The following is a 23,411-nucleotide window of genomic DNA, read 5'->3' on the forward strand; positions in this document are numbered from 1 at the left end:
GTGCCAATAAAATTTAGCTGATGCAATGGGGTATGTACCAGAAATTTTCGATTGTGGTACATTTGCATCCAAGCTCCAATTCTAACAAAATTGATCGGTCAAGATTCTAGTCGCAACCCTTCGCTTTTCGAGCGTGCAGTAGCGGATCATTATTCACAATGTCAATCAATGCTTGCTTCGAAGGCAAATTGGGGTACATATCAAAACCGATTTTTTGTTTGGTGTCTATCAGTGAAAGGTTCCCATTTTCCCAAATCAAGCAATGATGCAATGCCAGCCCCGCCATTTAAAAAGTGTCGAGGCAATCCAGTTGCAGCACCAACAAATCCAAAATGGATGTTGGACCAAACCTCCCTATCGATGGCATTATCACCTAATTGAAATAAGGATTGTTCAGTAAGTCCATCCCTTATAAATTTTGTTTCACCTATTGTTTTCTTGAGGTCCCACTCCCCGTGGAACTTTTTAAAAAGTAATGCAAGGTCTAATTGAAGTGGCTGAGAAACTATACCAGCAGTAGCTAAGGCAAGTAGAAATTGGTATCTAAAGCGAGTTACAAGGGGATCATTCATGTTTTGTTTCATTTGCTGGATTACCCATTCAAAAATGGGTTCGGCCTCTTTTGGATTATCAAAGCATGGTAGTATTTCAGACTCCTGTGATTCGACGGAAGTCTTTTTCTCATCAATTTTGTCAATCAACTCATAGCTTACATAACCTTCGATGGATTTTCCGTTCAATTCGGTTCGAATCTTGATCCAGTAGTTGCCCCCGAGCACGTCAACTAATTGTCCAAAAGGTAGATCAGCAATAATTTCATTGGGGTTCTTTTCGGGTTTCTTCCGCATCGCAGTCCCCCAAGTGTTCACTTTTGCCTTGAATGAATTGCCAGCTTGCTTGGCCTCCACCCTTTGAATTGGCAGGTTTGAATTCGAAGAAGAATCTCCCGCCGTCAAAGAAAAATTAGGGGGGCTCAAGAAGGACCCCATCCCACCCGAAGAGTCGCTCTCCTTGTTCTTGAATTGACCTACACTTCGCTTTTCCTGATTGTATTCCATAATCATCAACAAATGAGTCTATTTTTGAGTAAGTTACACAAAGTTTGCTATCGAAAAAACTTTTTGACTCCAACAACGAAGGGGTGGGGTTCAACGGTCATTCTTTAACATTGTGCTACCCAAAAGCCTTGCATCCAAACAGACACAAGGCGGGATCAGAACGCAACGAAACATCAAACCTCTACCTTCTCACTTGCTCTTGGAGGCATCGTGGTTGGGGTTTTGCTGATTTGACTTGTTGTCGTTGGCTTTCTGATGCTGCGGGTTGTTGGGGTTCTTCACGTCAACTTTTTGATCGTTCCCCGTTTTTTTGGAATCTGACATACTGTAAATGCTTTATTTGAGTTAAAAGGCCCATTTTCGAGAATTCGAGTGGGCAAAAAGGTACATGGCGAACCTCCATCCTGGACGGTGGTTCACGGCGTTCATGACTTTCCGATTTTACTTTTGATTACAATCCAAAGTTACGGGGGGTGGGTAGGCCCGTACAATGCCGATCTAAATTTCTTTTCCGCAAAATGTTGACAGCTATGAAAATGGCGATTTTGAGCTTTTTAGGCTGATTTGCAAGTCAACCACAGTTTGTTGCGTGAATTTCATGCATTTTCCTGTTTGCTTTTCGGTAAAAAAAGTGCAAGTTTTATTCTAATTGACTGAAATACAAGATGAATAAGACTGGCACAGGGCATTCCATTCTCTTCAATGTGATGGAGATTATCGAGAAACTCGACGAATCGGAGGTGGCCGCCTTTTCAAGTTTTGCAACATCCAAGCGAAACAAGGCAAAGTACCACACCCTATTTCGGCATTTGATTGACAAGTCGACAAAGGGGATCACCAAGGATGAGATCGAAGAAAGTGAAGTCAAGGCTTGGGCAAAGGGCAAAGGAGCCTACGCCGACCTCATTGAAAACCTCTATGACAAGCTTCTCGAATTTTTGGGGAAGCAATACGTTGCTACAACCGAGGCTACTTGGTACAAAAAAGTGAATCAACTGATGGATCAATCGGAAGCATTGTACGCGAAAGGCTTACGAGATCAAGGAAAGGTTGCCTTAGACCGTGCTGCCGCCGTTTGGGAAAGCAAGGAAGACAAGGATCACTACACCTGGAAAGCAGCCACCGGAAGGCTGGCTTTTTTGAGGCATCGGTATGCGCGTGCGGAACGCAGTGAGAAGATTGTTTGGATGGACGAGATGCTTTCTGTGGTTGATAGCCTTACTGAATGGGAACGCAATCGAATTCGGAAAGTTTCCGATGTCCCTCCTTCGGAGCAAGAGCAAAACGAAGCTTGGCGTGCCGAGACCATCTTTGTAAGGCTGAGGCAATTGTACGCCGAGCATTTCGGGGACAAGGATGGAGAACTTTCTGAAATTTTTAGTAGCCTTCATCGTCCATCGGGGGCATCGCTATTAATCATGGCCAAAAAGCTTGGACAGACGATTACAAAAGAGCAAATGGAATCAGCGCAGGAAAAGGCCCTGAACCGCATAGAATCAATTTTTATGAGAATTTACGGATTCAAAAGGGCAGTTGAGTTAGGAGAACCCGTAGCTGCGAAGCAGTTTTTGAACCTCAATGAAAATGAACACTACTCTGGTAGGGACTTCTATCCTGCTGCTTCGATGTGGGTATTGTATCAGTTCCGGTCCCTACGTTTGGCTCACAATTTCAGGTTCGGCAAAGCCGCCGAAGGTGCAACGGACAAACCGAACCCTGGCCAATTGCAAGCTGAAATGGAGAAGGAATTCTCAGACCTCCCGCTGCGCTTGGAACTTTACCAAATCCTGATCCAGTTCGGCAATTGCCAATTCGAGAAGGTCATACAAATGAGCAAGGCATTGATGGATGCCAAGAAAACCAAGAATGCCGTCATTGGCCCGCTTAAAATGCTCGAATTGTTGGCTCTGTGGGAATTAAGCCATGAAACCTTCTGGGAAAAGCGAGAGTCAATGGAAAGTTTCTTTAGAAAAAAGTCAGGTGAGGAATGGGCTTTTGCGAAAGCTTTTTACCAATTCATGCTCAACGCGCCTTGGCTAAACCGCCAACCTTACCAAGTGGCAAACGAAATGCGAGAACGCCTAGCCGACGTGAAAAAGCTCGAAGAAAAGGCAAGCCCGTACGACCCGATACACCAACTTATCCTGTGGCGCATTCATGGCTGGCAATCAGGTGAATCGAATCGGAGGGATCGCCCTATGTTGGGGTTGAATTTTATGTGAGCTTGGCCGGGAGGAAACCGATTTTTTCGTCGATGAATCCTACCAAAACATGGTTGCTGAAGGGGGAAATTCCTATTAAAGCCGAACCCCAAGGTTCAGCTGCAAGGGAAGATATGGGCCAAAGTAACGTCCCGACCCGTAGGGAACTACTTGCCTCGTCATGATTCCGCAACCAAAGCCGATCACGGGCTCGACAAAGAACCGCTTCGCAAAGTTTTGGGTGTAGGCAAGATTCACAATGAGACCGATTTCGGTGCCTTTGATCGAAGAGATCCAGGGCTATTCGTGGGAAGGCTCCCCAGCAGTCGCCTTCCATGTTCAAGCGTTGGTAAAACAAGTTTGGCCTGAGCGCCAATCCCTTGAGTACCCAGACAGGAATGGAGATTCTCATGCCAGCATAGGCACCCCAATTCGTTGCGTTGGCAATAGTCTTCTTTTCCTTCGAGAATAGTTTGCGACATCGGCCGAAAAAGTCGGATGAATGAACTCCGAACCGCCTCCAACAAATAAACCGATTCGACTACTCAGGCTGTACTCGATGTCGCCGATCAGGTCAAGGTTGAAGACACCAAGGGTGTTCACACGCATGGCAAAGCGATGTTGTGGCGGATCCGCCTTTTGAGCAGAAGCGCATGGGATGCCAACCAACAAGGAAAAGGCAGCAGCGACGATTGTTTTCAGGATTCGTCTCATGGTGCATTGGAGTTAAAATCGGAAACCCAAATTCAATTGCAAGGGTAATCCAAGCCCATTGGAAACAAATCGCGGCTTGGTACTGGAGTTTGGATTGACGAATGACATTCCGATGCCGACCGAAGGTTCCACAAAAAAACGCTTTAGAAACGTCTGTGCATAAGCCACCGACAGCAAGCCCCGACGATTTGGGCCTTGTACTCCAGAATTGAAGGGTCTTGCAAAGCAGGAATACATCCTGACCTGATAAATTTACAAGTTGGAAATAGGCAGCAGGCTTCACGGATAGCCCAACAAGCTTGCCCAACGGTGTGCTGATCCTGACACCTGCATACGCGCCCCAAATCGACTGCTTGCAGGGGAGTTCGTCGATAGGCTTGCTACGGTTGTAGGCCACCATTCCAAACGTCGGTGAATCAAAACCTGCACCCACGTACACCCCAAGTCGTTTAGAGACTGAGTATTCAAGTTCACCGATGGCATCCAAGCTGAGTAAGCCGAGGGTATTCCATCGAATTGCAAAACGGTGGTCGGGAGTGGAGGTTTGCTGGGCAAATACCTTTGACATTGAAAACGATGCTAAACACAGCAAGGTCACGATTAAGGTAGGCAAATGTTTCATAATCAATATGTTTAATGGAGGATGACGATCTTTTTGTAAAGGTGGAATTTTTGGAGGAAAAGTCCAAATGATAAGTCCCATTGGGAATACGACTGCAATCAACGGTCAATTGGTGGTTCCCACGCGCAAGGGTAGAACCCATACCCAAATCACATACTTTTCGGCCTAATTGGTCCCAAAGGGAAAGGTTCGAACTGGATTCTTTGCCAGACAATGAAAGTTGCAATACAAAATTTTCATTGGCAGGATTGGGAAAAACTCTAATTAAATTTGCTAAATCGTGATGTGGAGCCTCCGTTCCAACTGGATTGCAAAAGTTTGAACCACTTCCAACACCAACCGCCGCCCATGCGTTAACACATTGCTCTCCTTCAAAACAACCGGTTCCAAACGCATCTTCATGAAATTGGGCAAATGGTTGGGATCGTGCAGAGGAAGCACGTACCATTCAGAACAAACACTAAAAATATCTGCAAATGCCTCATTTATCGCCTTTGCTTCAAATCCGCCTCGGAACATTAGTGCAAGTTCACGGTTCATGAGCCCGTGTGTAAGTTCATGGGAAACCAAATCAAGGGAAACAAATGGCGAAATTCCGTCGGCATGACCGAAATGCGCTTCATTGATGTTGAGTTCCCAATGCGCATTAAAATCTGAAGTGACGCTGCCTGGCGAACCAAAGGGCCATCCCCCTTCACCGCTGCTTAGAATTCGCATTTCATTCGGATGGTAAACAACTTTGGCTGTGTCTCCAATGCCACTTAGTCCGTTGCGGCCCAATTTTGCGCTGAGATAATCATGGTACATCTCAGCAGCCCAATGTAGGCTCACCGCAGCTTGGTCATCAGGGGCTTGCCAAATGTTGTCACCATCTTTCACGTCATCGCAAATGGTGTGTGCGTAAAAGCGGGTAGGATTGCCTGTATGATTGTCGATTCTGGTATGAATCAAGTCACTTCTACAATCATCTCTAAGTTCAAAACGGGTTTCCAAGAAGTTGTAATACCTCGAATTGATGTCCTGCCAGCCATTGTAAAGTGTGAGTGCGGTACCTGCGCTACATTCTAGCGCACCATGCTCCCAGCGATAGATTTCACGGGTATGGGCATCTAAATAGGCGATAACAGAAACGTAGGGATCGTTGATGATCATAGCGATTCGGTACGTTAGGCGGTATTCCAAAGGGGCACCTGCGGTCTCCCAAGTCGTTGGCGCATAGATAAGATCGACCTTGGGCACAATGTAATCCTCTCCTTCACTTGCGACCGGTGCCAACATTCCAAACCTTGATTGTACTTCCCCTAACTGCCTCGTAGTCCGTCACGCTAGGCTCCTCAGCAATTGTCGGCAACTCTGCCAACTGCCCGTTTGCATTCCGCAAAATCCCGCCCTTCTCATGCGTCGCAAACATTGCTCCTTCCACGTCATAACCTGCATGTCGTTGCTGGTAGCGTCGGTGGGAAATGTCGTTGGCCCCCTCACGCGTCTTGAGTAGCAACATTTCATCGTAGTTGCCCAGCATTTCACTGACGCCAGGCTGTTCGAAATAAGACGATTCGGAAATCGAATGGCCGTCCTTCGGCGTCAACCAAAGCATGGTGCTGCCAGGGTTTTGATGGACATCCAGGGTCGTGAAGGCAGATTGCCCGAAGGCGGTTTGCAGCAACAAGGCCACGAAAAACAAACAAAAAGCGTGAATTCGATTCATTGGTAAGTGATAAAGGTGATACTTTGTGCTACGAATATAGCAATTTAATGATCAGTTTGTCATCGTCACGAAACATATTTAGAGAATCTTTGACCTTTTGTGGCGACAGGTTTTCAAGGATCAAACCGACTGGTGTTGCAAGCCCTTTTTGTTATCTTCGCCCAACTGTTCACTATTAGTTTTTCACTTTTCACTTAGAAATGCCTACACTTCACTGGATCGGAAAAGAAAAGGTCATCAACCACCACCTCGACGTGCCTTATCGCGTCTTGGAACATCAGTATGGCTTTGAGGCGGCGAATGGGAAGACGGATCAGCCGACCGAATCAGGCAACAAGATCATCCACGGTGACAACTTGGAAGCCCTCAAGTCGCTGCTTCCCGAGTACGAAGGCAAGGTCAAGTGCATCTACATCGACCCGCCCTACAACACGGGCAACGAAGGCTGGGTGTACAATGACAATGTCAACGATCCCAAGATTAAGAAGTGGCTCGCACAGGTCGTCGGCAAGGAGGGTGAAGACCTTTCAAGGCATGACAAGTGGTTGTGCATGATGTATCCGAGGTTGGTGTTGTTGCATCGACTATTGGCGGAAGATGGGGCGATTTTCATTTCGATTGATGATACTGAAGAAGCAAACCTTAGGTTAATTCTAAATGAGATTTTTGGCGTGCGCAATTTCGTCGTTGATCTCATTTGGCAGAAGATGGACAGTCCAAGTTCTAATTTCGGTTTCAGAGCATTTTCGACATATCACGATCATACCTTAGTTTTTGCAAAGGATCTAGCCGTTTGTAAACTCAACCAGCTTGAAAAGCCCGAAATTCTTAACGCATATCCTGATGTAACAGCGGAAGGGCGACGTTGCAGGCTACGGCAACTCAGAAAAAATGGAAAGTCAGCAAAACGACAGGATCGACCTACGATGTGGTTCCCAATTATAGCACCTGATGGTAGCGAGGTTTTCCCCGTTCATCCGAGCGAAAGTTGGGAAGGTAGATGGGCTATTTCAAAGCCGACGTATGACGAACTGCTAAATGCGGGACTAATCGAATGGAAAATGCGTGAACATGGTTGGGTCGTTTATCAAGTTGAGCTTGCTCCATTGTCTCCGTCTATTCCAAATCCATCAATTCTTTCGGATGTTGGGCAAAATAGGCAAGCCAAGGCCCAATTGAATGAAATTTTGGGAACAGATCACAATTTCGATACACCTAAGCCTTTTGGGTTTATTCAGCGCATTTTACAAATTGCCAGCGCGTCGGATTCAATTGTTCTCGACTCCTTCGCAGGTTCAGGCACAACTGCCCACGCCGTCTTTAACCAGAACAAACAAGACAACGGCAACCGCAAATTCATCCTGATCGAGATGGAAGACTACGCCGAAACCATCACCGCAGAACGTGTCAAGCGCGTCATGCAAGGCTATGGCGAAGGCAAAAATGCCGTTGAAGGCACAGGTGGGGCATTCGACTACTACACCCTTGGCCCGGCACTCTTTGACGAAGAAGGCAATCTGAACGAAGCCGTAGGCACGGACGAAATCCGCGCCTACGTTTGGTACACGGAGACACGCAGCGCATATCAACCAACCGACGGTGCAGAGCCCTATTTGCTGGGAAAAGCCGACGAAACGGCCTATTATTTCATCTACGAGCCTGCTCGGCGCACCACTTTGGACTATGAAAGTCTAAGTCAAATCAAAACCAAGGCTGGGCACTACGTTATCTATGCCGACAACTGCTTGCTTACAAAGGACTACCTGATCCAGCACAACATCGTCTTCAAAAAAATACCTCGCGACATCAGCCGCTTCTAAGCCATGGAACTGAAAGGATACCAACAAAAAGTGATCGCCGACCTCGACGGTTATCTAGAGCGCGTCCGCACCCTGCAACATACGGGCAAGGCGTTTGAACAGCATTGGGAGGAGAAAATCGGTCCCTACAATCCGCTCGACGGAAAGGGAATGCGGCCCTACCAAAACAACATCCAGGGTGTGCCCCACATCTGTCTCAAGGTGCCCACGGCAGGCGGCAAGACTTTCATCGCAGTGAATGCATTAAGGACGATTTTCGCACAGTACGAACCTGGATTGCCCAAGGTCGTGGTTTGGCTTGTACCATGGAGCAACCTGCTCGACCAGACCGTCAATGCCCTTCGCAATCCAGATCATCCCTACCGCCGAAAACTGAATGAGCTTTTCCAACACAGGGTGCAAGTATTCCAGAAGGAAGACTTGCTGCAAGGCGCTAGTTTCAGCCCCACGGTCGTGCGTGAAGAGCTGTGCATATTTGTGATGAGCTTCGCAAGCCTGCGGGCAAAGGACAAGAACAAGGAAGGCCGCAAGGTCTATCAGGAAAACGGGCAGTTGGCTGCATTTCCATCCACCTATACCAGCGCCACCCCGCTTCTCGAAGACCGTGACGAGACCTCGTTGATCAATGTGATTCGGAGTCTGCACCCTGCTGTTGTCCTCGATGAAAGCCACAACGCCGAGAGCGACCTGAGCGTGGACATGCTGCAAATCCTCAACCCATCCATCGTCCTCGACCTCACAGCGACACCGCGCGGCAATAGCAATATCGTGAGCATGGTGCCCGCCATCGAGCTGAAAAAGGAGCACATGGTCAAGTTGCCTGTGATCGTGTACAACCACCAAGACAAGACCGAGGTCATCGATAGTGCGTTACACCTTCAACGCAAGCTCGAGGAGTTGGCAATTGCTCAGGAGAAGGCAGGTGGCAAGTACATTCGCCCGATAGTGCTCTTCCAAGCCCAGCCCCGCACGGGTGAGGAAAAAATCACATATGAAAAGCTCAAGGCTACACTGATCAAACTCAATATTCCCGAGGCACAGATCAAGATCAAGACCGCTGAAATCGATGAACTGAAGGGGATCGACCTGCTCGACCGCAACTGCCCGGTGCGGTTCATCATTACCATCAACGCGCTCAAAGAAGGCTGGGACTGCCCCTTTGCCTACGTGCTCGCTTCGCTTGCCGACAAATCATCCGCCGTGGATGTAGAGCAAATTCTAGGGCGAGTTTTGAGACAGCCCTACGTCATGAAACATGCCAAGCCCCTGCTGAACGTGTCCTACGTCCTCACGGCATCGGCCAAGTTTACCGAGACATTGGGTAGCATCGTAAAGGGCTTGCAATCCTCAGGGTTCAGTGAACGCGACTACCGCAACCACGACACCATGACGGAAGAGGCCAAGGAAAAAGCAGCCGACCAGCAGTTGGATATGCTCCTCAACCCGAATTCGCAACCGGCAACGACGGCGACAACGGATGAAATCGATACGGAACGGATCACGTATGACCCAACGGCTCCAATAACGACGGCGCAGGCGACCGACGTGACGACTACCAACGGACAAGACGCGACCACCGAGGCTTCCGCGCCAGCGGCACCGAGCATCGTGACGGAAATCGAGAAGATGGCCGAACAGGAAAATGCGCAGATGGAGGAACAAGTGCGGCGGCAAGCCGAAAATCCTTACAACGATACATTGTTTACCGAGATGCCCGAAAAAGTCACAAAATACCAGATGGTGCCTGCGGCAAGATCCGTTGCAGAGGCCCTTCGATTGCCACAGTTCATGCATGAGATTCCAGGCTCGCTGTTTACTGACAACGATGCTGTCAAGGCTGCGCTCAATCCTGAATACCTCTTGCAAGATTTTCGATTGAGTGACGAGGACACAAGGATCGATTTTGACCAAATCGTCGGGGAAATGTTCAAAGTCGATTTGGAATTACGTGATGCTGCCACGGACGATTATACGCCAAGACAGACCCTGTTGACCAAGGAAGCCCAAGGATCGATAGCGGAGTACATTTTGAGCAAACCGCATGATGCACAAATCAAGGACCTCAGCGGCCAAATTTGCGCGCTCATGGGAAGCATGTTCCCCATTGCCGACCAAGAGATCAAGGAGTTTGTCGGGCGCATCCTGAAGAAATTGGATGCCAACCAGATTCGGGACATGATTGTACACAGGTCGAGCTATACGGCCCGCATTAAGGCCAAGATCAAGGAGCATTCCGACCGATATGCGGAGAAACGGTTTTACGATTGGCTCGGTGTGGATAGGATCACCACTCAACCCAACTGGAAATTTCAGCCATTCATTGTGCCAGCCAAGCTGGGCCCAGCCTTGAGCAAGAGCCTTTATGACCGCGAAGCGGAAATGAGTGAATTTGAACACCGACTCATCTCCCAGATCGTTTCCCTAGACAACATCGCCTATTGGCACCGCAACTTTGTGAAAGGAAACGGCTTTGCCATCAACGGCTTCAAGAGCAACCATTATCCCGATTTCATACTCATTACCAAGACGGGCAAGGTGATCTTGGTGGAAACGAAGGGTGCCGACCGAGACAACAGCGATAGCAAAGCCAAGTGCAAGCTCGGTAAGACTTGGGCTGCCAAGGCTGGACCTGGATTCTACTATTTCATGGTCTTCGAGAAGAATCCAATCGAGGATGCTTATAGCTTGGAGCAGGCGAAAGCGTTGATTGCTGGGTTGTAGAACTCAAAAGCTGTCCAAAGGCGTTTGAGGGGTCAAGGTGTATCTCGGCAAAATCTTGAGGCAGATCGACGAGTTGCAGGGCTTTCACTTCATGAGCAGCCCTGCCTATCGGGTGTTTGAAGGGGAATATGATAGTGGGAAGCATCGGGAGTGAGGAAGGCCGGCGGTAGCGCGAATTTGTTTTTCTTGGCGATTTTTGGGGCATGCTGAAAAGGCATCTCCAAAGACAACCTGATATTGCATGACGAAGGGGGAAAACGTAATTTCTCAACTTAGAATTAAGAAATATAAAATATCCATGCCCACTCCCACCACTCTCCAAGGCCGCATCTACGATGCCCAAGAAAATCCCTTGCCAATGTCATCGTCCATGCCATGGACCAAGACTTGCGCACTGCCAAATTGCTTGGCAATTCGGAACCGACCGATTCCAAGGGCTTTTACAAAATAACCTTCCCGCAAGAGCGGGCTGCGCTTGCCGAGCTGAAGACGGCAGATATTTCGACCGTGCATGTCGTTTGCTGGGGCAGTCGGAGCCTGTCTTCAATCCGCCAGCAGAACTTACGATCGACTTCAAAATCGGCGGCGGCGCGACCAAGGGCATCGCTGAGTTTGATGCGATGGTGGCGCAAATCAATCCCCTGATCTTGCCGCAATTGGTGCCTTTGGTTGAACTCAAAGAAGATGCGGAAAACATTTTCAACAATGCCATCTTTGTCCACAATCAGACCATAGGCGGCATTGATGAGCTATAGGATGAACCACGAAATTCCACCCTTTGTGATGCAAGCCGCTTCGCCCACGACAGACACCGGGGCCGAACTCAAATCGATATAGCGAAAAAATACTACCTTACTTCTCCCAATTCCCCAAAAATGCAAGAAACACCAAACTCAACCGACAATACCACCCAACTCATCCATCTTGGGCTGCTAGGTATTGCTTTGTTGATGCTCATCATTGGCGCTATCTTTCTCGCGGAAGGTCTCACAAATGGCGCCATCAGCGGATTGCAATTGGATGCTTTTGACCGTGGACAAAAAGTTGGTCAAGGGCTCGTTCCGTTTTTAATTGGCATCATCGCAGGATTTTTCGCGATCAGGGGCTTGAGGAAGAAGAAAGCCGAAAAACACTCCGAGAATGAACTAAACGGATGAAGGAACGCAAGAGCTACTTGTTTCTGGCATTTAGGTTCGCGACATGACAGCTTTGCCAACTCAACACACCGCAATCTGGGGAGTTGGCAAAACCTCGATGTATGTTCCGTGACGGCTTTGCCAACTCAACACACCGCATTCCTGGGAGTTGAAAAAACCTCGTCTTAGGGTCAGTGACGGCTTTGCCAACTCAACACACCGCATTCTGGGGAGTTGAAAAAACCTCGTCTTAGGGTCAGTGACGGCTTTGCCAACTCAACACACCGCATTCTGGGGAGTTGGCAAAACCTCATACAATCGCACAAAAAAGGCGCCATAAGGCGCCTTTTCTGTTGATGACTTTCCTTTGAATCCTCAGCGCAAATCTTTGATGATCGCGCAGGCTTCATTGATGTAGATGTCTTTTTGCAGGCCTTCGATCCATTCCTTGTTCATTTTGACACGAACGGTATCAGAATTGATCGTGGTAAGATCGGCAGGGAGATTGACCACCGAGACCCCTTTGATCGGCTTGAATGCGTTTTTGTAGGCATCCGATTCTTCTTTCAACTTCTTTTCCTCGGCGCGGTAGGCATCCAACTTCAAGGTCTGGAGTTGCTCGTCACGCTGGGTTTTGAGACGCTGCGCATTGTCTTCGGCAATTTGAAACAACGGATCCTTGGTGATACGCTCACGCGATTCCTTGCGAATTTTGGCATAATCAGAGGCCGTCAACTTCCAAGGGTTGTATAGCGCGGGTTCGATTTCATCCCAAGGCATGACATGCTCCTGCTCCTTTTCGCCGCGATCGACATAGGTGTAGGCATCTGGAAGAATGACATCCGGGGTCACGCCTTTGAGTTGGGTAGCGCCGCCATTGATGCGGTAAAACTTCTGGGTGGTGAGCTTGATTGAACCCAATGGCTTCAATTCATTTTCGCCACGCAGCAGGTTGTCAAGGTCAAAGAAACGCTGCACGGTGCCTTTGCCAAAGGTCGGCGTGCCCACGATGATACCACGCTTGTAGTCTTGAATCGCCGCTGCCATGATTTCGGAGGCGGAGGCGGAACTGCTGTTGACGAGGATCACGAGTGGACCGTCGTACAGCGTTTTGGGGTCGCTGTCTTCCAAGACCTGCGGCGCGCCGTAACGGTTGCGCACTTGCACCATCGGACCTTGGTCCACAAATAGCCCTGCCATTTCGACGACATCCATCAAGGAGCCACCGCCGTTGTTGCGGAGGTCGATCACAAGACCGTCCATTCCCTGCGCTTTGAGCTTTTCGACTTCAATGCGGACGTCCTTGGCACAGGTACGGCCATTTTTGTTGGAGAAGTCGGCATAAAACTTGGGCAACTTGATATAGCCGACACCTTTGTTGGTATAGCTGTTTTTGATGATCGCAGAGCGGGCATAGGTTTCCTCGAGCACCACGATGTCGCGAATGATCGAGATGATTTTCGTGCTGCCATCGGTTTTCTTGACCGTCAGGCGCACTTCCGTTCCTTTTGGACCGCGGATGTACTTCACCGCATCATCGACGCGCATGTCGACGATATCCACGGGCTCTTCCTTGCCTTGCGCCACTTTGAGGATGATGTCATCCTCGGCCAATTCGCCTTGGCGGTAACAGGCACTGCCGGGCACGATGGCCGCTACTTGGATGTAACCGTCCTTTTCTTGCAAGGTGGCACCGATTCCTTCAAGCTGACCCGACATTTGAATGTCGAAGTTTTCCTTGTCAGCAGGTGGGAAGTAGCCGGTATGTGGATCGTAGATATTGGTGATCACGTTGAGGAACATGCTGCGACGGTCGTCCTGATCCATCTTGTCCATGCGCTTGGACCAGTCGTCATAAGTCTTCATGACCTTCACACGGGCATCCTGCTCCAATTCGGCCATGGTTTTGGTCGAAGCGCCCGCTGGATTGCTCTCAGTCTTTTCCTGAAGATCCAATTCGGTATAAAGGCGAGACAATACGTTGAATTTGAGAAGCTTCCTCCAGCGCTCTTTGAGTTCCTTCTCGTCTTTGGCCCACGGCATTTCGTCGGCTTTCAATTCGATGGATTCATCGACATTAAAATCGAATGGTTGCGTGAGGATTTCCTTGTAGAATCCCTTGACCATCGCCATGCGGTTGGCATACAATTCGTCGGCTTTGTCAAAGAAGGCATAGCTGCCATCCTTGATTTGGTCGTCGATTTTGGTCTCTTGCTCCCGCAGGTTCTCGATGTCGGAGACCGTAAAATACCGCTTGCTGTAGTCCAAGCGGTCAATGTAGAGTTTGAAGACATTCTTGGAGAATGTATCGTCAATCTCAAACGGGGCGTAGTGGCTCGAGTTAATGCCTTGAACGATCAACTTCATGATCACTTCGTCCTTGGCTTGCTCCTGATTCACTGACCGGAAAGCAAACAAGCCCAAAACGCTTAAAAGGACGGCAAAAACGGTTATTTTAGTGTAACGCATACCTATATGTCTCCTCCTCTCATGAGGAATCCGCTAATTGAACGTAAAAGTTAAGCGATAGTTGCTGGTTTTGGAAATCTGTTTTCAGTTAGAAGTGAGAAATTAGCAGTTAGCAGTTGAAGGCAGGTTAGTTAGCAGTTAGAAATTAGCAGTTAGCAGTTGAGGGCAGGTTAGTTAGCAGTGAGAAATTAGCAGTTAGCAGTTCCGATCACTGCTAACTGCTAACCGCTAATTGCTAACTATTTCTCGATTTTCTGATACGACGCCACGATGCCTCTGATGAGCGCCGAACTGAAGCCTTGGTGTTCCATTTCGTTGAGGCCCACGATGGTACAGCCTTTGGGGGTGGTCACTTTGTCGATTTCTTCCTCGGGATGGCGGCCACCTTGTAGCAGGAGATCGGCTGCGCCTTTCACCGTCTGATTGGCGATGAGGCTGGCAGTTTGGCTGTCGAATCCAATTTGAATGCCCCCTTGGACCATCGCACGGATGAAACGCATGACAAATGCAATCCCGCAAGCACCTAGCACGGTGGCAGCTTCCATCAGGCTTTCTTCGATGAGCGCCGTACGACCGAGTTGCTCAAAAAGCTCGGTTACCAAGGGCAAGCCTTGGCTCCGCCCCTTCGCATGGGCAAGACAGGTGATGCTTTGCTGAATGCTTGTGGCAGTATTGGGCATCGCGCGGAAGATTTGCACGTCGGATGCTGCCCATTCGGCCATTTGTTTGATCTCGATGGAGCTCATGACCGAAACAAGGACCTTGGAAGCGTCGAGTGCGGGGGCGATTTCGCTGAGAATTTCCTGTGCCTTGAAGGGCTTCAGCGCGAGGATGATGACATCAGCGTCCTTCACTGCAGCCAAATTGTCGTCGGTGACTTGGATGCCGGCATCGCGGAGTTCCGTGAGCAAGGCGGTTTGCCGGCGGGTGCAGGTGATGTGTGCAGCAGGAATTTGCCCGCTTTGGGCCCAGCCGAGGGCCATCGATTGCCCAAGGTTGCCGGCGCCGATCACGGCAATTTTGATTTCGGAGAGTGATTTCATGTATTTCATCAATAAGGCGGCAAAGATAGGATTCGGGTTGGGACATTGCCAGTTTCTTCCGGGGTGTGAATCTGAAATTTAGCCACGAAGACACGGAGGCACGAAGGCAAGAATGACTTTGTGGCTTCGTGGCTTCGTGGCAAATCTTACACCCAATGCAAGAATCCAAAATTTGTAATTCCCGAATGGTTTGCAGACATTTCAACCTTAATCTATGCAACACAAAGAAACAAAGCACTTCAGCTTGCGTTGGCTATTGCTGTTTTGGTTGTTGGGATGGGCTGGCAGCCTGTTTTCCCAATCGCCCGACCATACGCAGTATTCCTTGGACAATGGTTTGGCGAGTTCGATTGTGTATTCTGCGATTCAGGACAAGGATGGTTTTATCTGGTTTGCCACCGAATCCGGTGTGAGTCGCTTTGACGGAACGCATTTCCAGAACTTCACCGTCGGCGATGGCCTCGTCGGCAATGACGTGCTGCGGCTGTACGAGGACCACAAAGGCCGGATATGGTGTCTTTCCTTCAATCCACAGATCTGCTATTTCGAGAATGGGCAAATCCACAATCCGAAAACAGATCCCTGGTTGGATGCGGTCAAGGCTCGCAACTTTTTCCCATCCTTGATTGAAGATGGCCGGGGCGACCTTTGGCTTGCCGCTGACAATGGAAAACTCATCCAAATCAATGCAGACCGCAAAGAAGTGAACGACTCGGTTTTTCCCGAATTGCTGCCTGGGAGTCTTTGGGGATTTTTTCTGGACAAAGACCGGCTGGCTGTCGCAGTCTGCAACTCCTTTGCCCATCCCTTGATCACAGGTGCTTCATCCATCCCGATCCAACCGCCCATGCCGCGTTGGCTTGCTCCCCGCATCGGCAATATCTCGGACCAAGCCGTGATCACTGCCATGGCCAACCAAGCCACCTTGTTTCTCAATCATTCAGCTTACCCGCTGCGACTTCCTCCTGAATTTGACAAAGCAGATATCTTGTCTGTAACGCTCGACCGTGAACAAAATCTCTGGTTTGGTACCCGTGACGGAGCGCTGATGCTGTCTGACTTCGAATTGCACGACACGACCATTCGCTACAGCAAGATCAGGAAATTTCTCCCGGGCCGCACGATTACTTCCATTTTGGAAGACCATGAAGGCAATCATTGGCTGACGTCCTTGGGCGAAGGCGTATTCTTCTTTTCCTCGATCCATGCGATTACCTATCAGCCTTTTCCCGAAATTGGAAATGCATTCGCCAACAAGGTCTTTGTCGATTCAAGAGGTGAGGTTTGGGTGGGATTTGACAAGAACATCTATGCCAAACTGACCCACGGAAACATGGAGATCCATCAGCTTCCGCGCGGCGCAAATGGGCGCGGACGCATGAACGATATCTTTGAGGATCAGGGCGGAAACATTTTCTTGGCTACCGATGAATCCGTGGTGATCATCGATCGGTCGGGCAAAACGCATTACCATCAGCCTTATGTCAAGGCCATTGCACAGGTGCCCAATGGGGACTATTATGTGAGCCATGGATGGCAAGTCAACCGCATCAAAAATTGCCCGCCTGCGCAATTTGAGCAGGCTTATGCACTTGCACGCAGCAGCCATGACCACCACATGATGACAAGGGCTACCTCATTGGCAACCACCGCCAATGGGAAATTGCTCTTGGGGACATTGCATGGACTTTTTGAGGCGGAAAATGGGATTCTCAAGCAAATTGAGGCGGTACCGGCAGTGCCGATTTCGCACATCAAAACAGTCCCAAGTGGTCGCGTCTGGCTCAGTACCCTCAACAGCGGAATTGGATTCCTTGAAAATGGGAAATTTCATCCGGTAGCACCGGAACCGATGAATTCAGATATCTGCCATGACATTACCATTGATGCATCCGGGATCGTGCACATAGCGACCAACCGGGGAATCACCCGCCTGGAGCCACTTGACGCTGCGGGAACTACTTTCAGAAGTCGCAGTTTTGGTAAAAGTTACGGCCTTGCCTCCGACGAGGTCAGGAGTGTCGCCACAGACAATGGCAAAGTATACGTGGCAACCGCCAAAGGGCTCACTGTCATCGATGCGGCGTTTCTCACCGGCAACCAACCAGCAGTGCGCCTGCATGCCAAGGCATTCACAGCCTCTGGAAAGGAACTTTCGTTGAATGGGGAAACGCTGCAACTTCAGGCGGATGACAATCAGTTTTCCTTGTTATTTACCGGAATCAGCTACCGCAACGCCAACAATGTCCAGTACCGTTATGTTTTGAGCAAGGACAATGAAGTCGGCGAATGGAATGCGACCTCGTCGCGGCGCTTGGACTTCCCCTATTTGAGTCCTGGCAAGTACAAATTACAGCTGGAGGCGATGATCGAAGGATTGCCCTCCACCACCGACAAAATTGAATTCCATTTCGAAGTGTTGCCGGCATTTTGGGAGACGAGCCTGGTCCGAATCCTCGTTTTTTTGCTACTGCTGGGCTGTGTGCTGATGATTTTCTGGCTTGTCTTGCGCAGACGCAAGGTGCAGGAACGCAAACGCGCCGAAAACAACAAACGCATAGCCGAACTGGAGCACAAGGCCTTGCGGGCACAGATGAATCCGCATTTCATCTTCAACAGTCTCAATTCCATCGAGCGCTTCTACATCACCGATCGCATGGAGGAAGCCAATACCTTCATTGCCGACTTCAGCGAATTGATGCGCGCCATCCTCGACCTGTCTGCCAAGCCATTTATTTTACTTTCGGAGGAATTGCGGCTCGTCGAATTGTTTCTGACCCTCGAATCGCATCGGATGGATCACCGTTTTGACTTCGACATCGAGGTTGCCCCCGAAATTGATCCGGAGGCAACCTATGTCCCGCCCCTGATCCTGCAGCCCTTTGTGGAAAATTCCATTTGGCATGGCGTGTCGGCCTTGGAAAACCGCAAAGGGAATATCAAGATTCTCGTGGGAAACAAGGCCGAAGGAATCCAAGTGACCGTTCGCGACAATGGGATCGGCAGGAAAAAATCGGCTGAGCTGCAGCGCAAATACCGCAAAAAGCATACTTCAAGCGGGATCAGGATCACCAAGGAACGCTTTGAACTGTTGAATCTAGACCTGGAGGGCAAAATGAATTACCAAATTGAATTTCACGATTTGGTCAATGAAGACGATATTGGCATAGGAACGGATGTCGTCATCAGCCTTCCAAATGCATTTAATGATACATTACAATGATCAAAACGGTTCTGATCGACGATGAATCCGGTGCACGCGAGACGCTCCGGCATCAATTGGCCAAATACCTGCCCCATTTGACCGTGGTAGGCGAGGCGGATTCCGTTGAATCCGGCATCACATTGCTGGAGCAAACCGCACCGGAGCTCGTCTTTTTGGACATCGAAATGCCCTTGGGTTCTGGATTTGACATTTTGGATGCGACGCGGCACCTCAAATTCCAAGTCATCTTTATCACCGCATTCAGCCAATATGCGCTCCAAGCCTTCAAGTTTTCGGCAGCGGCCTACCTGATGAAGCCGGTGCGCATCACGGAGCTGAAGGAGGCTGTCGAAAGGGTGTTTGCACCGAGCGCCATGGCAACAAGTCAGCAGAAATTGAGTGTCCTTTCCCATAATCTGAGCCCGCAGGGGGTTAATTCGTCCAAAATCGTGCTACCAGACTTGACCGGCTTTTTTGTCGTGGACATCCACACGATCATTCGCTGCGAAAGCGAAAGGAACTATACCCGGTTCTATTTCACCGACCAAAACACGACCCTTGTCACCCGAACGCTCAAGGAATATGACGACTTGCTGACACCGAATGGCTTCTTGCGCATTCACCAAAGCCACCTTGTGAATCTGGCCTTTGTAAAACGGTATATCCGCGGCAAGGGCGGCGAGGTTGAAATGAGCGACAAGGCGGTTTTGCCCCTTTCCCGGCACAAAAAGGATGAATTTTTGAAGCATTTCCACGTCGAGTAAGACGACTCCTGAGATTCCCGATTGATAGGTCAGACGGACCATCTGTCATCCAAACCATGTACTTGGGTAAGTGGCACTAACCACCCCTGAACTTTGATCCCATCTTTGACGGTAATACGCTGCGAAAGCGTCTGAACAATTTTTGTTTTTGATTACCAATGAAAAGATGAAAACAATGGCTTCCCGTACTAACAGAAAATTCTTGCTTGCTTGGTTCTTCCTCTTGGTTGGCCTCACCGGTCGGATGTTGGGGCAAGCCCCATGTGCCTCCGAAGCGACGCCGGACCAAATCCGCTACATGACCCAGACGCGTGAGGCGCGCCAAAATTTTGATGTCGCCACCCTGCGAGGAGCAGTCAAATGGGTGCCGATCACATTCCACAACGTCACCCGTACCAACGGAACGGGGGGACTCAACACAACGGTGATTCCGACAATTATCAGCGACCTTAACCGCTCCTTCGGCCCCGCCAACATTCAATTTTTCCAATGCGGACCGATTGAAACGATCAACAACGACACATATTTCGACTTGACCGTTGGCCGTTCGGGGGATCCCTATCCAGCAGAAGACGCCGTGATTTGCGGTGCGCATGACGTGCCCAATACGCTCAACATGTACTTTTTCAATTCGTTTTACTCGACGTATTGGGGTCCTGGCGTGCGCGGATTGGCCTATTTCCCGGGCGGACCTGAGCGGGTTCTGATTGAGACAGCGTATGCAACCAATGGTTCGCGCACAATCGAGCACGAAGTCGGCCACTTCTTTTCCCTTTACCATACGCACCAAAATACAGGCCATTCCACCCTCGGTGAATGCGCCAACGGCTCCAACTGCGCCATCGCAGGCGATGAGGTTTGTGATACTCCTGCCGAACCCACCTTGGGACTGCCATCCAATACATCGGGTTGTACCTACATCGGCTCCGCGCTCGACCCATGTGGACAGCCTTATGTACCCAATATGTACAACTACATGAATTACACAAGTGGCTGCGGCAGCATGTTTTCTGCCGGTCAATACAACCGCATGGCTTGGAGCGCAATGTACGAACGCGCCAATCTCGCTTGTGCTGCAGGCACCAATGCACCTTGCACCTCCATTGTCACGACCTTCCCTTACACCCAAGGATTCGAGTCTGGCAACCTGGGCGATTGGACCAACGCCACCAACGACAACTTTGATTGGTCAGTCGTCACTGCTGCACCACATGCCCCTACCACCGGACCTACCGCTGCAGCCGTAGGGACCAAATTTGCCTACATCGAAGCCAATGGCAATACTTCCCACAAGATTGCAAGTTTGGACATGCCATGTTTTGACCTCACCTATATCAGCAATCCACGTGTGGAATTCCGTTATCACATGGTGGGTACAGGCACGGGAACACTCAAACTCGAAGGCTCAAGCAACGGCGGTGCATCTTGGACCACACTATTTTTCAAAGAGGGTGCCCAAGCAAGCGGATGGCAGACGCAAGTGGTGGACCTGAGTGCCTACGCCTCCCAAACCACTTTCAAATTCCGCATTTCGGCTACAACAACGGCCAACAACCTGGGCGATATTGCGATTGACAATTTCCGGGTTTATTCGCAGCCATGTGCTTTTACGCCCACGATCTCCCATGTTGATTTGACTTGCAGCTATTTGCCGACCGGATCAGCCTCGATTTCCGGCGCGCCCGGCGGGTCGACCTACAATTGGGCCAAAGGAGATTATCCAACGGTGAGCATCGGCACGACAGCCTCAATCTCCAACTTGCAGCCTGGAGCCTACCAAGTGACCGTGACGAGCAGCGGCTGCAGCAGTGTCCATGGCACGTATATCGAGGAAAATGTTTTCCGGATTCTCGCGACACAAACGCATCCGACCTTGACGACATCGGGATCGCTCAATATTCAATGGCAAGGTGGCGTATTGCCTTATTCGTCCTTGTCTTGGACAGGCCCTGTGAGCGGGAGCTTGGGCAGCATCACGGGCAATAGCTACAACCTGACGGGCTTGCCCGCAGGCATCTACAGCATCCAAATGACCGATGCCATCGGCTGCGTCAATGGCACTTCCGAGTCGCTCGTCGGGATTACGCCAGCCTGTCCTTGTGCGGGTTCCATTGGCGTTGGCACCTTTGAAGGCTTCGAATCCGGACTCGGAAATTGGACGAATTGCGCAGGTTTTGACGCCTACGATTGGGCGATCGGAACGGGTGACATGAGCCCGACAGGTACCACCGGGCCAACCACATCGACCGCCCCCAATGCACCCAATGGCGCTTACGCTGGCAATCAATATGCCTATGCCGTTTCCAATGATTTTGATCCGTTGTACTTTGCCGAATCCGTTTTCTCCAGCCCCTGTCTCGATTTCACCGGGGTTGCCCACCCTGCAATGCGGTTTTACTATCACAATTACCACTCCTCCGGCACTGTTGATCCTTTGCGTGTAACGCTCTACAATCAAGTGACTGGCAGTCTGGAAATGCTTTGGGAAAGTGATGTAACTTCCTCAGACGCCTGGCGCGAGGTCGTGGTCGATTTGACTTCAGCGGGCAATACCAATGGCATCTACGAAATTGTGTTTTCAACCTATCCATTGGGTGCCACAACCAATGATGTCGCCATCGACAATTTCGAATTGTTTGACGGTGGTGCAGGTGGATTCGTCTCCAGTGTGACAACGACTCCTGCAAGTTGTGGCAATACGGCCACCGCGAGCGTCAATGCATCCTGCTCTGGCGCAATAACTTATGCCTGGAGCCATGGCCCGACAACCGCAGCGGTCACCGGCTTGGCAGGCAATACTGAATATTATGTTACCGTTACCTGTGCCGGAGCTCCTTGCGCCCGTGTACACAAGGTCAAGACTTCCGTCAACGACATGATACCCTCTACCAACATTACGCATGTCGTGGCATCTGGACAGACCAATGGCGCGGTGGACCTATTCGTTACGGGTGGAAAAACTCCCTATACCTACAACTGGACCGGTCCGAGTGGCTTTACAGCAACCACTCAGGACATTTCCAACCGGGGTGCGGGCACCTACAACGTCACGGTAACCGACGCCTTGGGCTGTACCAAAACCGCCATTGCGCTCATCTATGATGGAGGATGCCCCAATCTCGTGAATGCGAATGGCTATGATGAATCTTGGGAGGCAGACTTTGGTAAATGGAACAATATCACGGGTGAAGCAACCTCGCATTTTGATTGGACGCGGAAATCAGGTGCCTCCAATGGTACCTCCTCAGGACCAGCAACGGCCAATCATGGTAGCTTTTACCTCTATACCAACTCCAATGCAACACCCTCGGGAGCCACTGCGCATTTGATCAGCCACTGCATCGACCTGACGCATGCGACCACCGCCACATTTACATTTGACTGGCATGCCTACAAAACCACATCCAATGGCACAATGGGGACGCTGTATTTGGACGTGACCACCAACCAAGGCGTAACCTGGACGCAATTGGCAGTGGTCTGCAGCACGAGTGTCGGCAACCAATGGAATGTGCGCAACCAAAGCCTCAATGCTTATGTTGGAAAAGTGATCCAACTGCGGTTCAGGGAAGTGATGGGCTCCGCCAACAAAGGCGATATTGCACTCGACCATCCACGCATCACGGGCACATATATGAAGGCGGATCCTGCAAATAGTGCAGATGCGATGCAAGAAATTGTACTCTACCCCAATCCAACGCAAGATCGCGTGAACATTGACTTTGTCTCCCGACAGGATCAATCTGTACAATGCCGGATTACCGACCTCACCGGCAAAGTATTGCGCACTTGGGCCGAATCCACCAACGACGGTCCCAACCATCTGGATTTCAGCACAAGAGACCTTTCAGACGGAATCTATTTTATTCAATTGGAAGTCACGGGACAACGAATCACCAAAAGATTTGTCGTTCTGAATTGACCCATCGTCAAGCAAAGAAAGCGGGCAT

Annotated in this window: 16 protein-coding genes; 8 read left to right on the plus strand and 8 right to left on the minus strand. The window is 49.9% G+C overall.

The genetic code is table 11. The features are described from left to right. Positions 1-200: 200 nt before the first annotated feature. Positions 201-1,058, minus strand: a complete 858-nt coding sequence (locus IPN95_17515) for a hypothetical protein (protein MBK9451167.1) — start codon at positions 1,056-1,058, stop codon at positions 201-203. A gap of 986 nt (positions 1,059-2,044) precedes the next feature. Here IPN95_17515 and IPN95_17520 point away from each other — a divergent pair. After that, positions 2,045-3,280 (plus strand): hypothetical protein, encoded by a 1,236-nt coding sequence (locus tag IPN95_17520; protein ID MBK9451168.1) that lies wholly within the window; start codon positions 2,045-2,047, stop codon positions 3,278-3,280. Between the two features lie 387 nt (positions 3,281-3,667). On the opposite strand, the gene IPN95_17525 is transcribed toward IPN95_17520, so the two are convergent. The 4 genes from IPN95_17525 to IPN95_17540 all read right to left on the minus strand — a co-directional run bounded on the left by IPN95_17525 (position 3,668) and on the right by IPN95_17540 (position 6,303). Further along, positions 3,668-3,973 carry a hypothetical protein gene (locus IPN95_17525; GenBank protein MBK9451169.1) on the minus strand — a complete coding sequence of 102 codons (306 nt, stop codon included), beginning with the start codon at positions 3,971-3,973 and terminating at the stop codon, positions 3,668-3,670. A 470-nt stretch (positions 3,974-4,443) separates the two neighbouring features. Then, positions 4,444-4,821 carry a hypothetical protein gene (locus IPN95_17530; GenBank protein MBK9451170.1) on the minus strand — a complete coding sequence of 126 codons (378 nt, stop codon included), beginning with the start codon at positions 4,819-4,821 and terminating at the stop codon, positions 4,444-4,446. Positions 4,822-4,868: 47 nt separating this feature from the next. Then, positions 4,869-5,873, minus strand: coding sequence for a hypothetical protein (locus IPN95_17535; GenBank protein ID MBK9451171.1), 1,005 nt, complete (start codon positions 5,871-5,873; stop codon positions 4,869-4,871). Then, positions 5,851-6,303 (minus strand): hypothetical protein, encoded by a 453-nt coding sequence (locus IPN95_17540; GenBank protein MBK9451172.1) that lies wholly within the window; start codon positions 6,301-6,303, stop codon positions 5,851-5,853. Before IPN95_17540 ends, IPN95_17535 begins: the two co-directional genes overlap by 23 nt. Positions 6,304-6,503: 200 nt before the next feature. Here IPN95_17540 and IPN95_17545 point away from each other — a divergent pair, with 200 nt between their 5' ends. Both IPN95_17545 and IPN95_17550 read left to right on the plus strand, forming a co-directional pair. Further along, on the plus strand, positions 6,504-8,123 hold the full coding sequence (locus tag IPN95_17545; protein ID MBK9451173.1) for a site-specific DNA-methyltransferase: 1,620 nt from the start codon (positions 6,504-6,506) through the stop codon (positions 8,121-8,123). A 3-nt stretch (positions 8,124-8,126) separates the two neighbouring features. Continuing rightward, the gene (locus IPN95_17550) at positions 8,127-10,844 is read left to right on the plus strand and encodes a DEAD/DEAH box helicase family protein (GenBank protein MBK9451174.1); all 2,718 of its coding nucleotides are present in this window, start codon (positions 8,127-8,129) and stop codon (positions 10,842-10,844) included. A gap of 330 nt (positions 10,845-11,174) precedes the next feature. On the opposite strand, the gene IPN95_17555 is transcribed toward IPN95_17550, so the two are convergent. Further along, entirely contained in the window at positions 11,175-11,357 is a 183-nt protein-coding gene (locus IPN95_17555; protein ID MBK9451175.1) for a hypothetical protein, read from the minus strand. Positions 11,358-11,362: 5 nt separating this feature from the next. On the opposite strand from IPN95_17555, the gene IPN95_17560 reads away from it, so the two are divergent. Then, complete coding sequence (locus tag IPN95_17560) at positions 11,363-11,599, plus strand: hypothetical protein (protein MBK9451176.1); 237 nt, start codon at positions 11,363-11,365, stop codon at positions 11,597-11,599. A gap of 120 nt (positions 11,600-11,719) precedes the next feature. Continuing rightward, positions 11,720-12,001, plus strand: a complete 282-nt coding sequence (locus tag IPN95_17565; protein ID MBK9451177.1) for a hypothetical protein — start codon at positions 11,720-11,722, stop codon at positions 11,999-12,001. 354 nt (positions 12,002-12,355) lie between these two features. Here the strand turns inward: IPN95_17565 and IPN95_17570 are convergent, their stop codons facing one another. Continuing rightward, the gene (locus IPN95_17570) at positions 12,356-14,449 is read right to left on the minus strand and encodes a carboxy terminal-processing peptidase (GenBank protein MBK9451178.1); all 2,094 of its coding nucleotides are present in this window, start codon (positions 14,447-14,449) and stop codon (positions 12,356-12,358) included. Between the two features lie 239 nt (positions 14,450-14,688). Continuing rightward, entirely contained in the window at positions 14,689-15,492 is an 804-nt protein-coding gene (proC, locus tag IPN95_17575; protein ID MBK9451179.1) for a pyrroline-5-carboxylate reductase, read from the minus strand. 214 nt (positions 15,493-15,706) lie between these two features. Here proC and IPN95_17580 point away from each other — a divergent pair, with 214 nt between their 5' ends. The 3 genes from IPN95_17580 to IPN95_17590 all read left to right on the plus strand — a co-directional run bounded on the left by IPN95_17580 (position 15,707) and on the right by IPN95_17590 (position 23,383). Then, positions 15,707-18,715, plus strand: a complete 3,009-nt coding sequence (locus IPN95_17580) for a histidine kinase (GenBank protein MBK9451180.1) — start codon at positions 15,707-15,709, stop codon at positions 18,713-18,715. Continuing rightward, positions 18,712-19,461 carry a response regulator transcription factor gene (locus tag IPN95_17585; GenBank protein ID MBK9451181.1) on the plus strand — a complete coding sequence of 250 codons (750 nt, stop codon included), beginning with the start codon at positions 18,712-18,714 and terminating at the stop codon, positions 19,459-19,461. Before IPN95_17580 ends, IPN95_17585 begins: the two co-directional genes overlap by 4 nt. 175 nt (positions 19,462-19,636) lie before the next feature. Beyond that, entirely contained in the window at positions 19,637-23,383 is a 3,747-nt protein-coding gene (locus IPN95_17590; protein MBK9451182.1) for a T9SS type A sorting domain-containing protein, read from the plus strand. Positions 23,384-23,411: the final 28 nt, after the last annotated feature.

It is taken from the genome of Bacteroidota bacterium, from assembly GCA_016718825.1.
Taxonomy (GTDB): domain Bacteria; phylum Bacteroidota; class Bacteroidia; order J057; family JADKCL01; genus JADKCL01.

Coding starts and splice junctions, on each gene's coding strand:
- IPN95_17545 (MBK9451173.1), top strand. CDS start 6,504: ATGCCTACACTTCACTGGATCGGAAAAGAAAAGGTCATCAACCACCAC.
- IPN95_17565 (MBK9451177.1), top strand. CDS start 11,720: ATGCAAGAAACACCAAACTCAACCGACAATACCACCCAACTCATCCAT.
- IPN95_17550 (MBK9451174.1), top strand. CDS start 8,127: ATGGAACTGAAAGGATACCAACAAAAAGTGATCGCCGACCTCGACGGT.
- IPN95_17570 (MBK9451178.1), bottom strand. CDS start 14,449: ATGCGTTACACTAAAATAACCGTTTTTGCCGTCCTTTTAAGCGTTTTG.
- proC (MBK9451179.1), bottom strand. CDS start 15,492: ATGAAATCACTCTCCGAAATCAAAATTGCCGTGATCGGCGCCGGCAAC.
- IPN95_17580 (MBK9451180.1), top strand. CDS start 15,707: ATGCAACACAAAGAAACAAAGCACTTCAGCTTGCGTTGGCTATTGCTG.
- IPN95_17515 (MBK9451167.1), bottom strand. CDS start 1,058: ATGGAATACAATCAGGAAAAGCGAAGTGTAGGTCAATTCAAGAACAAG.
- IPN95_17540 (MBK9451172.1), bottom strand. CDS start 6,303: ATGAATCGAATTCACGCTTTTTGTTTGTTTTTCGTGGCCTTGTTGCTG.
- IPN95_17555 (MBK9451175.1), bottom strand. CDS start 11,357: ATGCACGGTCGAAATATCTGCCGTCTTCAGCTCGGCAAGCGCAGCCCG.
- IPN95_17585 (MBK9451181.1), top strand. CDS start 18,712: ATGATCAAAACGGTTCTGATCGACGATGAATCCGGTGCACGCGAGACG.
- IPN95_17525 (MBK9451169.1), bottom strand. CDS start 3,973: ATGAGACGAATCCTGAAAACAATCGTCGCTGCTGCCTTTTCCTTGTTG.
- IPN95_17590 (MBK9451182.1), top strand. CDS start 19,637: ATGGCTTCCCGTACTAACAGAAAATTCTTGCTTGCTTGGTTCTTCCTC.
- IPN95_17535 (MBK9451171.1), bottom strand. CDS start 5,873: ATGTTGGCACCGGTCGCAAGTGAAGGAGAGGATTACATTGTGCCCAAG.